The sequence below is a fragment of the Methanoregula sp. genome (assembly GCF_050010295.1).
Taxonomy (GTDB): Archaea; Halobacteriota; Methanomicrobia; order Methanomicrobiales; family Methanospirillaceae; genus Methanoregula.
On record NZ_JBEKLH010000001.1, the window covers coordinates 226,549 to 239,966 of the forward strand.

The 13,418-nt window shown below is 59.4% G+C and carries 15 protein-coding genes; 1 reads left to right on the forward strand and 14 read right to left on the reverse strand.

Features of this window, described 5'->3' with window-relative positions; genetic code table 11:
- Nucleotides 1-6 precede the first annotated feature (6 nt).
- Nucleotides 7-723 (reverse strand): signal peptidase I, encoded by a 717-nt coding sequence (locus ABSB80_RS01280; RefSeq protein ID WP_428367353.1) that lies wholly within the window; start codon nucleotides 721-723, stop codon nucleotides 7-9.
- 89 nt (nucleotides 724-812) lie between these two features.
- Nucleotides 813-1,433, reverse strand: a complete 621-nt coding sequence (locus tag ABSB80_RS01285) for a LysE family transporter (RefSeq protein WP_428367355.1) — start codon at nucleotides 1,431-1,433, stop codon at nucleotides 813-815.
- A gap of 138 nt (nucleotides 1,434-1,571) precedes the next feature.
- Between ABSB80_RS01285 and ABSB80_RS01290 the strand changes: the two genes are divergently transcribed.
- Complete coding sequence (locus tag ABSB80_RS01290; protein ID WP_428367357.1) at nucleotides 1,572-2,969, forward strand: DNA-directed DNA polymerase II small subunit; 1,398 nt, start codon at nucleotides 1,572-1,574, stop codon at nucleotides 2,967-2,969.
- Nucleotides 2,970-3,070: 101 nt separating this feature from the next.
- Here ABSB80_RS01290 and ABSB80_RS01295 read toward each other — a convergent pair whose 3' ends face one another.
- The 12 genes from ABSB80_RS01295 to ABSB80_RS01350 form a co-directional block, all read right to left on the reverse strand.
- Entirely contained in the window at nucleotides 3,071-3,568 is a 498-nt protein-coding gene (locus ABSB80_RS01295; RefSeq protein WP_428367359.1) for a hydrogenase maturation protease, read from the reverse strand.
- Complete coding sequence (locus ABSB80_RS01300) at nucleotides 3,568-3,927, reverse strand: 4Fe-4S dicluster domain-containing protein (RefSeq protein WP_428367361.1); 360 nt, start codon at nucleotides 3,925-3,927, stop codon at nucleotides 3,568-3,570. The genes ABSB80_RS01295 and ABSB80_RS01300 overlap by 1 nt, the downstream gene beginning before the upstream one ends.
- Nucleotides 3,924-4,898 carry a complex I subunit 1/NuoH family protein gene (locus ABSB80_RS01305; protein WP_428367363.1) on the reverse strand — a complete coding sequence of 325 codons (975 nt, stop codon included), beginning with the start codon at nucleotides 4,896-4,898 and terminating at the stop codon, nucleotides 3,924-3,926. The genes ABSB80_RS01300 and ABSB80_RS01305 overlap by 4 nt, the downstream gene beginning before the upstream one ends.
- Entirely contained in the window at nucleotides 4,895-6,076 is a 1,182-nt protein-coding gene (locus ABSB80_RS01310; RefSeq protein ID WP_428367365.1) for a hydrogenase large subunit, read from the reverse strand. The genes ABSB80_RS01305 and ABSB80_RS01310 overlap by 4 nt, the downstream gene beginning before the upstream one ends.
- Complete coding sequence (locus ABSB80_RS01315) at nucleotides 6,077-6,556, reverse strand: NADH-quinone oxidoreductase subunit C (protein ID WP_428367367.1); 480 nt, start codon at nucleotides 6,554-6,556, stop codon at nucleotides 6,077-6,079.
- Nucleotides 6,553-7,086, reverse strand: a complete 534-nt coding sequence (locus ABSB80_RS01320; protein ID WP_428367369.1) for an NADH-quinone oxidoreductase subunit B family protein — start codon at nucleotides 7,084-7,086, stop codon at nucleotides 6,553-6,555. Before ABSB80_RS01320 ends, ABSB80_RS01315 begins: the two co-directional genes overlap by 4 nt.
- A 130-nt stretch (nucleotides 7,087-7,216) precedes the next feature.
- Nucleotides 7,217-7,546 carry a hypothetical protein gene (locus ABSB80_RS01325; RefSeq protein ID WP_428367371.1) on the reverse strand — a complete coding sequence of 110 codons (330 nt, stop codon included), beginning with the start codon at nucleotides 7,544-7,546 and terminating at the stop codon, nucleotides 7,217-7,219.
- The gene (locus ABSB80_RS01330; protein ID WP_428367373.1) at nucleotides 7,546-9,018 is read right to left on the reverse strand and encodes an NADH-quinone oxidoreductase subunit N; all 1,473 of its coding nucleotides are present in this window, start codon (nucleotides 9,016-9,018) and stop codon (nucleotides 7,546-7,548) included. Before ABSB80_RS01330 ends, ABSB80_RS01325 begins: the two co-directional genes overlap by 1 nt.
- Complete coding sequence (locus tag ABSB80_RS01335; RefSeq protein ID WP_428367375.1) at nucleotides 9,015-12,299, reverse strand: Na(+)/H(+) antiporter subunit D; 3,285 nt, start codon at nucleotides 12,297-12,299, stop codon at nucleotides 9,015-9,017. The genes ABSB80_RS01330 and ABSB80_RS01335 overlap by 4 nt, the downstream gene beginning before the upstream one ends.
- Complete coding sequence (locus tag ABSB80_RS01340) at nucleotides 12,299-12,622, reverse strand: NADH-quinone oxidoreductase subunit K (protein WP_428367376.1); 324 nt, start codon at nucleotides 12,620-12,622, stop codon at nucleotides 12,299-12,301. The genes ABSB80_RS01335 and ABSB80_RS01340 overlap by 1 nt, the downstream gene beginning before the upstream one ends.
- Nucleotides 12,619-12,861 carry a hypothetical protein gene (locus ABSB80_RS01345; protein WP_428367378.1) on the reverse strand — a complete coding sequence of 81 codons (243 nt, stop codon included), beginning with the start codon at nucleotides 12,859-12,861 and terminating at the stop codon, nucleotides 12,619-12,621. Before ABSB80_RS01345 ends, ABSB80_RS01340 begins: the two co-directional genes overlap by 4 nt.
- Complete coding sequence (locus ABSB80_RS01350) at nucleotides 12,858-13,121, reverse strand: hypothetical protein (protein WP_428367380.1); 264 nt, start codon at nucleotides 13,119-13,121, stop codon at nucleotides 12,858-12,860. Before ABSB80_RS01350 ends, ABSB80_RS01345 begins: the two co-directional genes overlap by 4 nt.
- Nucleotides 13,122-13,418: the final 297 nt, after the last annotated feature.

Consider the following 13,418-nt stretch of genomic DNA (forward strand, 5'->3'; position numbering starts at 1 on the left):
CTCTGTCTACTTCTTTCTCTTCCCGGGTTTCTTCGGCTGTTTTCCCGTCCGGGCACTCTCCTCGCGCGAGCGGAGGTACAGCTCGTGGAGGATCATGATGACGACGACAAGGATAACCACTTCAACGATGTGGAGAGGAAGGTAGCCCACGAGCGGGATGGTGAAGAGGGCTTTGCCTACTATCCACTCATCTTTGACCGGTTCGGGCGTACCGATACCCTCGTAACTGACGAACTGGTCGGGGGCCGGGTTGTTGTCTCCCCACGTGATATACCCGTCGTGAGGTACCGTATAGTTCATGCGGAGCTGGATGCCGCGGATCTCCGTGATCGGGGTGTCGGTCGTCGCATAGACCATCGCCCGGTGAATGATCGGATGTACGGAGGTCATACCATTGGGTTTGTAAATGACGACGTCCCCGTAACCGTTGAACTTCGTTACATTGGCCTTCTTCGCATCTTCCCAAGTCATGAACTCGCCGTACCGGTCCTTCTGGACAACGACAACGAGGTCGCCGATGTTCATGTTGGGGGTCATGCTTCCCGATTCAATGGTGACGACCGCGGGCCACGTGCCGCAGAGAAGGTAAAGGATGAGCGCAATTGCACCGACGACCCCGGCAACCCAGAGGAGGTCGCGGGCCAGCGATACCGCCCAGTGATCGCTTGTACGGAATTGTGCCACCAGCGCGCGAATGTCCCAGGATTTTTCTTTTTCTACCATCGTGTACGCCTGTCAGGGATTTTTGTATGGTTTCGTATAGTGTTGAACCTCTTCCGCATTAACCATGCGGGACGGGGGATTCCCCGGGGTCAACGAAGCAAGAGTACCCCCGAAAAAAAATAGAGGCCAAAGAGGATGAGAAATACACCGCAAACCGCCATGACCCGGTGGTATGTTGTAGCCGACAGGACCGTCCTGCCCCGTGATACACTGGCGGACACGAACGTGTACCACCCAGTATCGGCGCACCAGTGGCCGATCATGAAGACTGCGGCCAGCACCAGCCCCCCGGAGAGGCCGGCGATAACCATGGCGCTCCCGACGGAAAGCCACCAGATCCAGAAATACGGGTTGGCCGCGCTGGTCAGGAGGCCGGCCAGATACGGGTTCGTGACTGCACCATCCGCCGTTGTTTCCAGCGATGCGCTCCTGCTGCCGGCAATCGTCAGGACGCCAAAGACCACGAGTGCGATTCCCCCGACAACGGCGATGAGCGCCGCATAGGGGCGTGCTACTATCGTCAGGCCGAGAACGATCAGCAGGAAGATGACGGCCTCGACAGCCATGTGCCCGAGAGAGATTTTCATGCCGGTGGCCCAGTTCCCGGTAAGGGAAGCATGAATGGTAGCGACAAGCGTCGGGCCGGGTGCAAGTGCTCCGGTAAGGCCGATAACAAATCCGAGCACCAGCATTGATGGGAAATCGTACATGGGTCCTGAGCGTTCCAAAACCGGTAGTAGGTTGATCCGGGAAGGATATCAACACTGCACTCCGGCATCCCACTCCCGGCAATGCCCGTACACATGTCCGATAACAGCCTATATTTTATCGGCGGCCAATACTCTTGTATGCTTGATGCGCAGGAGATCACGCTCAGGTTCCTTGATACCAAACTGCAGGTGCACCCCGACGTGGTGCGTTATATCCAGGAACAGGACGAGCCTGACCTGATCGACCGCATCATCGCGCAGGTTCCGGACAACACCATCGTCGTTTCCTCACACCATATCCCCGGGATGCATGCCACGCGTGACGGGACGAGGTTCCTCGTTGATCCCATGGTTGAGATCGTGAGCGGGAGCGCAGGCACGTCGGGAGCAGTCAACGGTACCGGTGACTACCTGCACTATTTCCGGGACCGCTACAACCGGCTCGGCAGCATGATCCGTGGGCGTGTCGGGGCTATGCCCATCGAGGGCCTCTCCCGGTCGAACCGGTACCGGCAGGAGGAGTGCACTATCATCGGCATGGTCGTCGAGGTCAAGACCACGACCAACGGCCACCGCATCGCCGAGATCGAGGACTCTTCCGCAAGCATATCAGTGCTCTTCCGGAAAGACCGCCCGGTGTTTGGCGATGCCGAACGGATCATCCATGACGAAGTGATCGGAGTAAGGGGAAAACTCTCAAACGACGGGCGGCTCTTTTTTGCTGAGCAGCTCTACCGCCCGGATATCCGTATCGATAATACACCGTTCACGAGCGAACAGCCGGGCAGTGCGGTCTTCATATCCGACGTCCATGTTGGCAGCAATACCTTCCTCGGGGAGTGCTGGAGCCGGTTTGCGGACTGGCTGTCCGATTCCGATTACGGGTATCTCCTCATTGCCGGGGACCTCGTGGACGGGATAGGCATCTATCCCGGGCAGGAGAGCGAACTCACGATCAAGAACATCTACGAGCAGTATGACGCGTTCGGTGCCATGCTCAGCGACCTCCCGTCACGGATCAGGATCATCGTTTCGCCTGGCAACCACGATGTCGTGCGGGGTGCGGAGCCCCAGCCGGTTATCCCGGCAGCCTTCACAAAAAAATTCCCGTCCAACTGCCTGCTGGTCGAGAACCCTGCCGTCGTTAACCTCCAGGGAGTCCGCGTGCTGATGTATCACGGCAGGTCCATCGATGACATGATCGGCCTGATTCCCGGTGCTTCCTACGAGCAGAGCGGGCTGATGATGGAAGAGATGCTCCAGCGCCGCCACCTTGCACCGGCGTACGGAAGGAAGACCCCGATTGCTGCCGGGAAGACCGACCGTCTCATCATCGACCCGCTGCCCGAGATCCTTCATACGGGCCATGTCCATATCAAGGGCATTACAAACTACCGGGGCGTGCTCGGGATCAACGCAGGTACCTGGCAGTCCCAGACTGCGTTCCAGAAGCAGATGAACGTCAACCCTACCCCCGCGCTGGCAGTGGTCGTGGACCTGCAGACGCTGGTGCCTGAGACGGTCAGTTTTGCATGATGTCCGGATACGCGGTCCTGATATCTGCTGTTCCTGGAAACGTTAGAGAATACTATTCCCGTAATCCTGGGGACTCCGGCAACTGCCCTCATCAGCCGGATCTACCTGTCCCGGAGTACTGCTGACAGGATCTCCAGGTTCCGGTGAAAAAGTGCCTCACCACTCCCGGACAGCCCTTTTTCAGGCTCCGAAAGGTCCGGCTGGATGCCCAGCAGGGTAACCCCTGCCCCGGATTCCTGTGCCAGGAATTCCATGACAACCGAAAGAGGCAGGGCGTGAGTCGAGAAGAGACCTGCCTGGATGTTATAAGAGTCAATGACCGCGATCATGCCGGGCTCTGCTCCCATATCGGCTGCATCGAGAAAAAGGGTGTGGTCCGGCCTGAACCTGCGGACGGGCCCCGTGACGCTTTCCGGTACTGTGCCTGTAAGGAAGACACCGATATGCGACAGGTGCAGCTGATCGATCTTTTTCGCCGCAACCAAGCCAAGCCGGTCAGATGGCAGGAGCTCGTCGCCGACACCAACGATCGCGATGCGGCGGGCCTCCTTCAGCCTGCGCCTCAGGGTCGGCCCGAAACCGGGATCCACCTGCTGCATCAGGTAACCACCGCTTCCCGGTCAGTTCCCGAAAGCGAGAGTTCATTTTTCAGGTATATCGCATCGGCCGGGCAATGGCGCTCGCAGAGCGCACACCGTATGCATTTGAAAACCTCTATCTGCGGCCTTTTTTTACGCACCAGCTTCTTGCCCTTGAACTCGACTTCGCGCTGGTCCGGCACCATGGTGACGGCATGTGACGGACATACGAGAGAGCACATGGAACATCCTATGCACTTTTCGTCGATGACGGCGACCCTCCCCCGAAATCCCTGCGGGACAGGGACCTTCTCTTTCGGGTACAGGATCGTGACAGGCCTGGATACGAGATTGTGCAACATCTCGGAAAGGACGCTCATGCACCCACCCGGATGGAGTTCATCACAAGCACGACCGCGACCTGCACGAGCGCGGCGCTGGCGATATATTTCCAGCCGATGGTGTTCAGCTGATCGATGCGTATACGGCCTGTAGCAACTTTTATCGAAGAAAGGATCAGGAGCACGACAAGAGTTTTTGCAAGGAAGAGGAAAAAGCCGCAAATCCAGCCGAGCCATACCGGCGCGATGGTCCATGAGGTCATCGGGCCGCCAAGGAAGAGTGCCGCGATGAGTGCGCACCCGGTAACACAGGAGACATCGGAGGCAAGGTGCATGAGGGCGAGCCTGCGCCCGGTCAGCTCCGTCCACGGGCCTGCGACAAGTTCGGTCTCCGCTTCCGGGATATCGAAGGGGGTTCTTTCCAGCTTTGCCTGGAGCCCTATCAGTGCAACGACAAATCCTATCGGCTGGAGAACCATAAACCACAGGTGATCCTGCTGCCAGCTCACGATCTCCGAGATCGACCAGGTCCCTGCCATCAGGGCGGGGGTCAGGAGCGCAAGGAAGAACGGCACCTCGTAGATGAACATCTGGGTTACCGTACGGATCCCTCCTATTGCGGAGTAAATGTTCCGGCTCAGCCAGCCCATGACAAAGAGGATGATGGTCGGGAGTGCCATGAGATAGAGAACGAGGACCAGATCGCCCTGGAATGCAAGCGGGCTCACGCTCACGACCGGGATGTAGAGAAATGCGGTCATGACCGCGGCCAGAGCGATCACCGGCGCTGCGTCAAATACCGGCCTGTCAACGCCCTGAGGATCGATGACCTCCTTGCCCAGCATCTTGACAAAATCCGCGAATGGCTGGAACAGGGGCGGTCCGACCCGGTGCTGCATCCGGGCCGCGATCCTGCGGTCCAGAAATTCAAAGAGCAGGGCATATGCCAGCAGGAACAAAAACCCAGGAAAGAGGAAAATATACACTATGATGAGAGGGGTGTCGGTCATGCCCCCTCCTGTCGCCGGTCGCGGAGCCGGCTCCGTCTCCTGAGCTCATCCAAGGTCACGATATCGACATTTCCGTCTCCTTTGTCCACAACGGTAATTCTCGACGTGCACGACAGGCAGGGGTCGATCGCCGCAACAATGACGGGTATGTCCGCCAGGTTCTGGTTGACCAGGCACGCCGCGACCGAGGTCCAGTTCGCCAGCGTCGGCGTCCGGATGTCGACCCTTTCGACCCGGTCCGTCCCGTTCGTGCGGATGAAATGCACGAGTTCTCCACGGGGGGCTTCGTACCGGGAAAGAATTTCCCCTTTGGGCGCTGTCTTTGGCGGGTTGACGCGGATCGGGCCTTCGGGGAGATCTTCGAGACAGGCCCGGACGATCTTCAGGCTCTCCGCAAGTTCGCCGATGCGGACGCAGGTGCGCCCATAGACGTCCCCGGACGTATCCGTCACCACGTTCCAGGGCACGTCTGCATACACCAGGTAGGGGTCGTCCCTGCGGATGTCATAATCGACACCGCTTGCACGTGCTGTGGGGCCGACCGCGCCATATTTCAGGACTTCCTCTCTGGTAAGTTTCCCGATACCCCGGAAACGGAGCAGCATCGTCTCCTGGTTCTGTACCATGTCCACGTACTTGGTTATCCGCTCCTCGAGGTTGGGCAGGCGCTGTAGGGCCGCATTCACCTGTGAGGGCGTCAGGTCACGGCGTACGCCCCCCACTTCGTTCATGCCATAATGGACGCGGTTCCCCGACATCTCCTCGAGTGTGTCCTGAACCGCCTCGCGGTCGCGCCAGGTCCACATGAAGAGCGTATTGAACCCGATCTCGTGTGCTGCGACACCCAGCCAGAGGAGGTGGCTGTGTATCCGTTCCAGCTCCCCGATGATCGTGCGGATATACCGGGCCCGGGGAGGGATCGTGAGCTGCATCAGCTCCTCGACTCCCTTGGCAAAAGCCGTTGAGTGCGAGTGGGAGCAGATGCCGCAAACCCGTTCCAGAAGGGGGAGCGCCCGGATGAAGGTGCGCTGTTCGGCTGCCTTCTCGATACCGCGGTGGGTGTAGGATATGTCGAGTTCGAGACGGACGATCTTCTCGCCGTCGGCTATCACCCGGAAATTCACCGGTTCTTTCAGGGCAGGATGCTGGGGGCCGATGGGCACGATCACTTCCGGCATCTATATCCTCTCCTCCCTGATGCCGCCATAGAACGTATCGGGCCCCGGCTTCCAATCCTTCCGCAGGGGATACTCATGCTCCGGCCAGTCTTCTCCAAGGATGATCCTCTTCAGGTCAGGATGCCCAGCAAAGACGATACCGAACAGGTCATGGATCTGCCGCTCGTAGATACCCGCCGGGGGCAGAATATCGGACACCGTAGAAATCTCCGGTGCATCACGGGGGAGTTCTGCGGCGATGGAGATGACCGTGCGGTGAGGGCCGGTCAGGTGGTAGATCAGTTCCAGCGTCTTGCCATTGTCAGCCGCACTCATCGTTATCAGGCGCTCGCACGCAAGGAATTCCCGGGAGGTTGTTATCGCGTCACGGACCCTTTCCGGGGTCGTCGTAATCCTGATCCGGTTTGAGCGGACCTGCTCTGCGGTTCCGGATCCCTTCATCGTTTCCATCACGAAATCCAGCGTCAACGGACTGGTCATAGCGTCGCCTCCACGGAGGGCATCATACCGCCGGGAAACTCGGATCTCTTCTTCTGCCGCCATTCCTTCCCGCCGTGAGCCGCGTCTTCGCTCATGAGGTTCAGGCATGTCACTACGGCATTGATGATCTCGTCCGGCCGTGGTGGGCATCCGGCCACGTAGACGTCGACGGAGATGACGTCCTCCACGCGCTGCATGACATGGTACAGGCCGTGGAACACGCCCCCGTCTGCACCGCACGCACCCATGGCGATCACATATTTCGGTTCCGGCATCTGCTCCAAGACCCGGCGGAGCCGTGGTGCCTGCTTCAGGGTGACCGGACCGGTGACGATGAGGATATCGGCATGGCGGGGCGAGCCTTTTGAAAGAATCCCGAACCGTTCCACATCAAAGCGGGGCATAAGACAGGCGATGATCTCGATATCGCATGCATTGCACCCTCCGCTGTTAAAAATGGTAATCCATGGCGATTTCTGCCGCGCCCAGTTCACGAGGCGCTGGCTCAGCGAGGCTGCCGGGGCTGCCATTGTGTACCATCACCTCCGCCGGCACATATTAACCCGACGATGGGGGCAATACGCCGGTTGGCCGGCGTGATGCCGCTACGGGCTGAAAGTTGCCCACGCGGCAGACACTGGAACATCTGTCTCTTCCTGCTCATTGCTCCCACCTCAGTGCGGTCACGGCAACGGCTATTACAAGGAGATACCCCAGCGTCCCCCAGAGCGGCGCATCGGGCGGAGCGATCGCGATGACCAGCGCTGCCACGTGCACGACCGCAAAGAACAGGGCCACGTAGAAGAACTGGTAGCCGGGCCGGAACGTCTGGGCTTCCGCGATTTCGCCACCGACATAGGGCATCGTCTTGTTGGCAGACGGCCTGAAGGCCGGCGCGATGGTAGCGGACCACGCATAGATCAGGAAACCCACCGCGAGGGCGAAGGCCAGGACAAGGATCGGCGAGGTCAGGAGATCCAGGGGGGTCATCACGGCACCCCCCACGTGAAGATCTGCCCGGATGCATGTGAGATCCAGCCATAGAACGGTTCGGGAAAGATCCCGAGATAGAGCGTGGCTATCGCCAGTACTACCACTGCTGCAAGGACACTCAGGGGAATCCCGGGTCTGGTTGCTGCCGGCTGGTCAGTAGGATCTGGTTCACTCCGGGGGAACAGGAGTATTGACAGGATCGGGACGTAGTACCCGAGTGATATGCCGGTGTTGAGTTCGAGGATCAGGCCAAGCGCGATCCCTCCCCACATGAATGTGGCGATGCCCGACTGGATAACCAGCAGCTTGCCCAGAAAGCCGCAGGTGAATGGCTGCCCGATCAGCCCAAGTATGATCACGGCAAATGCAATGCCCAGAACGGGGTTCCTGGCACCCAGTCCCTTCATCCGTGCCGTTTCGGAAGACCCGGCACGTTCCGTGAATGCATCGGCTGCGATGAAGGCACCGCTCTTCATCACCCCGTACGCGACGGCATAGAAAAGACCAGCGGCAAATCCCAGCGGCAGGCTGTATAAGAGACCGATCCCAAACCCCAGCAGGATGTATCCCATCTGGGCTACGCTTGAATAGGCAAGGACGCGGCGGAGATCCCGCTGGTTGAGCGCGAGGAGGTTTCCTGCGGTCATCGTGATGACCGCAAAGAATGTCACGACAATACCGACGGTTTTGGGGACCGTGGCACTGCCTGGCAGAGCAGATAGCGAGAGGAATAACGCGATCAGTACCCCGATCTTCGTTGCCCCAGTCATGATGGCGGTGACACCCACAGGAGCCCGGCTGTAGGCATCCGGAAGCCACGTGTGCAGCGGAAAGATCGCAAGTTTCACGCCATACCCGATCAGGATGAGGACAGCCGCAAAAATGATGAGCACCTGGTCCCCGCCGGCAAGGGCGACAGGCAGCGCTGACAGGCTTAAGGTATGCCCCTGAGTATACAGGATAGCCACCCCGAGGAGGGCGGTGATGGTCCCTGCCACCCCCTGGATGAGGTACTTGATAGCAGAGGGAAGTGCGGCCGGGTCTTCCTTGTGCCGGTAGGCGCACAGAGCATACACCGGAATTGCCGAAAGCTCGACCGTGACGAAAATGGTAAAGAGATCCCCGGAGAACCCGATCGCCACCGCACCGGCAAGCGCAAGGAGGAAGAGCGGGTAATACAGGTGCACCGGTCCTTCCGGATCGAGACTCCCCTGGGATGCCAGCGCTGCAACGGTGCCGACACCGGTGATGAGGAGCCCCCCCGTAAGGCCGATAAACGGAAGGGTGCCGGGAGAAGACCACCCCATAATGGAGAGGAGAAGGCAGAATACCGCAAGAAGCCACAGTGCCGTGAGCGCCCCGGTCCAGCGGCGAAGGTGAACGGGAAGAACTTTCGCGACAGCGTAGATGACGACACTACCTGTTGCGACCGTCAGGGGGATGGAAACCGCAATTCCGACTGGTGTCACCGCCCCACCTCCACGATGACGAGAGCAAGGGCGGCCACCAGCACGCTCCCGAAGACCGCCAGGTTCCAGTTTATATCGCGGTTTTCCGCTCTCATGGCAGATCTTCCGATGAGGGTAAGGGTATCGGCAGCATCTCCTGCATAACCGTAACTCGCCCTGAATGCGGCCTGAATCCCCCCGGCACACGCGGTAATGCCGCGCCCGGCGGCCATGTACACGGTGTCAAAATCGTTTACATGGATATCGTGTGGCTCAAGCCACCTCTTCCCCACGGTGAAGAAGAAGAGGGCTGCACTCCCCAGGATCAGGAGGGTTCCGCCCAGGAGTACCGGATCATATGCCACGTAGGTGGTCGGGTAGGGAAGGATGCCGTAAAGGACGGCAGGGTATATCCCGATCAAGATACACAACGCGGCAATTCCGAGCATACCGGCCTGCATGAGAAGCGGAGGATCCGAAGCCTCCATCTTCCCGGGCCGGAGGAAAGCGAAATAGCCCAGCTTGAGGAATGATACGAACGTCCCGAACGATGCGATCTCAAGGAGCACCCAGATCCAGATGCTCACATGCTCCGCTGCCATGAGCACCATTCCTTTGGAGACGAACCCGTTGAAGAGCGGGACCCCGGAGATCGAAAGCGCGGCGATCCAGAATGCAAGGGCGGTCACCGGCATCTTTTTCTGGAGCCCGCCGATGCGGCTGAGCAGGTTCTCCCCGGTCTTCCATATTATCACGCCGACTGTCATGAAGAGGAGTGTCTTGTAGAGGATATTGTTGACGAGGTGGGCCATGCCGCCGTCAAGGCCGAGCTGCCCGATCCCGTTTGCTGCACCCAGCCATCCCAGGATCCCGATGCCGGCGACCATGTAGCCCACCTGGGAGATGATATGGTACGAGAGGAGACGGCGCATATCGTTCTGGAAGACCGCAAAGGTTACGCCATACACCGCCATGAGCGCCCCCATGAAGGCGATGTATTCTGTCCCGGGCTGGGCCCGTGCGAGGAGATAGACCGCTGCTTTTGTGGTGTAGACGCAGAGGAAGACACTTGCTATGAAGTTGGCACGCGGGTAGGCATCCGGAAGCCAGGTATGCAGCGGGATGAACGCGATATTCACTCCTATGCCCAGCACGATCAGGACCGATGCCCACAACTGGTAGCTGGCGACCGGGATCCCGGCAAGCGGCCCCACGATGGGAGATCCTCCTCCGACAAAGAGCAGCGCAACCCCGGCTCCGAGAAGGGCCCCCCCGAGCCCGTGGAACAGGAGGTACCGGAACCCCGCCCCGATCGCTTCCCCGCCTTCCTGCCAGATGAGGAACGTCGAAGTGACTGCCATCAGCTCCCAGAAGATGAGAAGGGTGATCCAGTCCCCTGCAAAGACAACGCCAAGCGAGGCACCGGCGTAGAGGAGGGCGAAGAGGTGGAGGCGGGGTGAAGCGACAACCGCGGCATACAGGATGGCAAAAAACGTGATGGTGGCAAAGATGACTCCCATCAGGTACGAGAGGCTGTCGACTCTCAGGAGGGCCAGGGTATACCCCATGAAGGGAAGGTTCCACTGCATCACGCCGGTCGAAAGCGATCCTGTGAAGTACCCTCCGGGAAGGAGGAGAACGTCAACAAGGGCAATGCCTCCCAGCACGACAAGACCGGCCTGCCGGGCGCGTCCGGACAGGGCGAGGACAAGCGGCGCACCGATCAGGAAGATCAGGAATGGCGGCACCGCCAGGCAGGGAGCGAAGGTCCCGGTAACGAGAAGGGCGGTATGGGTCACGCTTGCAGCGACCTGTGCGCAGAGTGCAAAGGGGCTGTACGGGACAACGGTCCAGAGACCGAGAACGACTACTCCCGCTGCGGTTATCACCACCGGCACGCGGAGCGTCCAGCGAACGTGAGGTATCTCACCTTCAGAAGGCCGGAAAAATGCCCGGATAATGACGGGCAGGAAATAGGCGAGGTTCAGGACGCTCGATGCCACAAGAATAAGGAGTATCCACCAGTCCCCGGTACTCCCCGCACCGATCCCCAGTGAAAGGTACCACTTGGCAATAAAGCCCGCCATCAGCGGCAGCCCCACCAGGCTCAGAGTCGCGAGGGTGAACGCAGCAAACTCCCAGGGCATCTTCCTGCCGATACCGTCGAGCTGCGAGATCTCGGTCTTCCCGGTCTCCACCGATACCGCACCGGCAACAAAGAACATGGTCAGCTTACCGAACGCGTGGGCAGCAAAGGCATAAGTTGCACCGATCACGGCAGCAGCCCTGCCTGCATCGGAAACACCGGAAATTCCCGGAGGCAGCAGTACCGCCGCGCCCAGCACCATGTAGCTGAGCTGGCTGATAGTGGAGTACGCGAGCCGCAGCTTGAAGTTATCCTGCAGCAGGGCAAGCAGGGAACCAACGATAATCGTGATGACGGCAGCCGCAATAACGAGATCCTGGAGCCCCAGCCCGGCCATCAGGCCGGGTCCGTACAGGTACAGCATCAGTCTCAGGAGGCCGAAAACCCCGGCATTCACCACGGCAACGGCATGGAGCAGCCCGCTGACCGGGGTCGGGGCGACCATGGCGCTCGGCAGCCATCCGTGCAGCGGCACGAGTGCCGCCTTCACGCCAAAACCCGACAGGAGTAGAATGAAGGCGAGGCGGGCGAATCCCGGGTCGATGGACGCAATACCTGGGGCGCCTCCTGCAACAAAATCGAGCGAGTGCGATGTTACAAAGAGGATCATGGCGCCGCCCACGAACGCGATCCCGCCATTCAGGGTATAAAAGAGATATTTCCGTCCTGCTGCAAACGCCTCCGGTGTCTCGGTATGCACGACCAGAGGATACGTGGCAATCGTGATGAGCTCGTAAAACACCAGAAGGGAGAAGAGATTGGAACTGAGCGCGACACCCATGACCGCGCCGATGACGAGAGCAAAGCTCGCATAATAGCGGGTCTGGGCATGTTCGTGCAACCCCCGCATATATCCGATGTTATAGACCGTGGTTATGATCCAGAGCAGTGAGGCGATGCTCGCAAACAGGAGACCCAGTGCATCCGCCGTGAACTGGAGACCTAGCCCGGGAAGTACCTGGAGCGCAGGTGTGGACACGGGCTGTGTCGCAAACGCCGAAGGGAGGGAGAGGATACAGAAGACGAACGTCAGGATTGCCGAAACGAGAGATGCGGCTTCACGTGCATCCGGATGGTTCCGTAACAGGATTACCGCGCCGGAACCGGCAAGAGGGACCGTCACGATGAGCGCGAGCATCCACGGCTGGACGTCCATCAGAGGTCCCCCCCCCGCACGAGCCTTGCAATTGAGGCGCTATCGAACGTTTTCCAGGTCCGTTTGAGCAGGATAACCAGCGCGAGAGCTAGGCCGGCAACCACTGCCTCGATGACGATCAGGGTGAAAACGACCGCTTGGGAGACCCCCGTATCACCGGCGAGGTATCCCCCGAGAATAAAGACGAGACTGACCCCTTTTCCAAGGAATTCGACCCCCATCACCAGCTTAATCAGGTGCGTGCGCGAGATCAGGGCCGCAAGCCCGGCCGCGAAAAGCGCGCCTGCGCAGACGACAAGGATCAGGGGGCCGCCCGGGATCACGGCGGCATCCCCCGGGATCGATCAGGGCCGAGGAGCAGGAGGATCGAGAAGACACCTGCCAGGATAAGAAAGCCCTGTACAACAACCTCGAACGTACGACCGCTCCACATCGCTCCTCCGGGTCCTGCTGCTGGAGGGGGGGCGACAGGCCAGGCAGCGGTAGCCGGCAGTACTGCGCTCAGAAAAAGGAGGAGAAAGGCCGCACCGAGGATGATCGCACCGGCCGTCTTTGCCTTCATGCAGGCACCTCTTCCTCTTCCCCGCCGGTAAGTATGAGCACCACCAGGAAGAGGACCGCGACAAGCCCTGCACCGACCGTCAGTTCCAAGGCTCCGGCGTACGGCGAGGACAGGACGAAGAAGAGCGCCGCAAGACTGGCACTGCTCACCGCATATGCGACAATGGCACGGATGAGGTTTGTCTGCAGTATGGCAACAGCTGCCATGACGACTGCTACGATCCCGAGGGCTGATATAACGAGGAGATCGATGTCAGGCATCGGTAATCACACGCCTTTGACGTGATCCCCGGATTGAAAAGATGGCAGAACTGCTGACATTCCGGCGGTTCATTCCCGGATACCGTGAAAAGCAAAGAACGGAATCTACAACTGACACTGCATGGATAGAACAGCAAGGATCTGTCATCTCGGCCTTCCTGATAAGACAGCGAACCCAGACATTCCGGATGCCGAATGCATGGTTACCGTATCGATCTTCTGGTCAGTTCCCGTTACATGGCTGCGTATTTCCTGATATTGTGCTAAATACGTTCATCTTCCACAAAGGAGAACATA

What these genes read in the sequence shown, in the direction of transcription:
- ABSB80_RS01305 (WP_428367363.1), bottom strand. Translation starts at nt 4,898, where the DNA reads ATGACCGACACCCCTCTCATCATAGTGTATATTTTCCTCTTTCCTGGG.
- ABSB80_RS01315 (WP_428367367.1), bottom strand. Translation starts at nt 6,556, where the DNA reads ATGACCAGTCCGTTGACGCTGGATTTCGTGATGGAAACGATGAAGGGA.
- ABSB80_RS01285 (WP_428367355.1), bottom strand. Translation starts at nt 1,433, where the DNA reads ATGTACGATTTCCCATCAATGCTGGTGCTCGGATTTGTTATCGGCCTT.
- ABSB80_RS01320 (WP_428367369.1), bottom strand. Translation starts at nt 7,086, where the DNA reads ATGGCAGCCCCGGCAGCCTCGCTGAGCCAGCGCCTCGTGAACTGGGCG.
- ABSB80_RS01335 (WP_428367375.1), bottom strand. Translation starts at nt 12,299, where the DNA reads ATGGACGTCCAGCCGTGGATGCTCGCGCTCATCGTGACGGTCCCTCTT.
- ABSB80_RS01295 (WP_428367359.1), bottom strand. Translation starts at nt 3,568, where the DNA reads ATGCAGCAGGTGGATCCCGGTTTCGGGCCGACCCTGAGGCGCAGGCTG.
- ABSB80_RS01345 (WP_428367378.1), bottom strand. Translation starts at nt 12,861, where the DNA reads ATGAAGGCAAAGACGGCCGGTGCGATCATCCTCGGTGCGGCCTTTCTC.
- ABSB80_RS01325 (WP_428367371.1), bottom strand. Translation starts at nt 7,546, where the DNA reads ATGACCCCCCTGGATCTCCTGACCTCGCCGATCCTTGTCCTGGCCTTC.
- ABSB80_RS01300 (WP_428367361.1), bottom strand. Translation starts at nt 3,927, where the DNA reads ATGAGCGTCCTTTCCGAGATGTTGCACAATCTCGTATCCAGGCCTGTC.
- ABSB80_RS01310 (WP_428367365.1), bottom strand. Translation starts at nt 6,076, where the DNA reads ATGCCGGAAGTGATCGTGCCCATCGGCCCCCAGCATCCTGCCCTGAAA.
- ABSB80_RS01290 (WP_428367357.1), top strand. Translation starts at nt 1,572, where the DNA reads ATGCTTGATGCGCAGGAGATCACGCTCAGGTTCCTTGATACCAAACTG.
- ABSB80_RS01350 (WP_428367380.1), bottom strand. Translation starts at nt 13,121, where the DNA reads ATGCCTGACATCGATCTCCTCGTTATATCAGCCCTCGGGATCGTAGCA.
- ABSB80_RS01280 (WP_428367353.1), bottom strand. Translation starts at nt 723, where the DNA reads ATGGTAGAAAAAGAAAAATCCTGGGACATTCGCGCGCTGGTGGCACAA.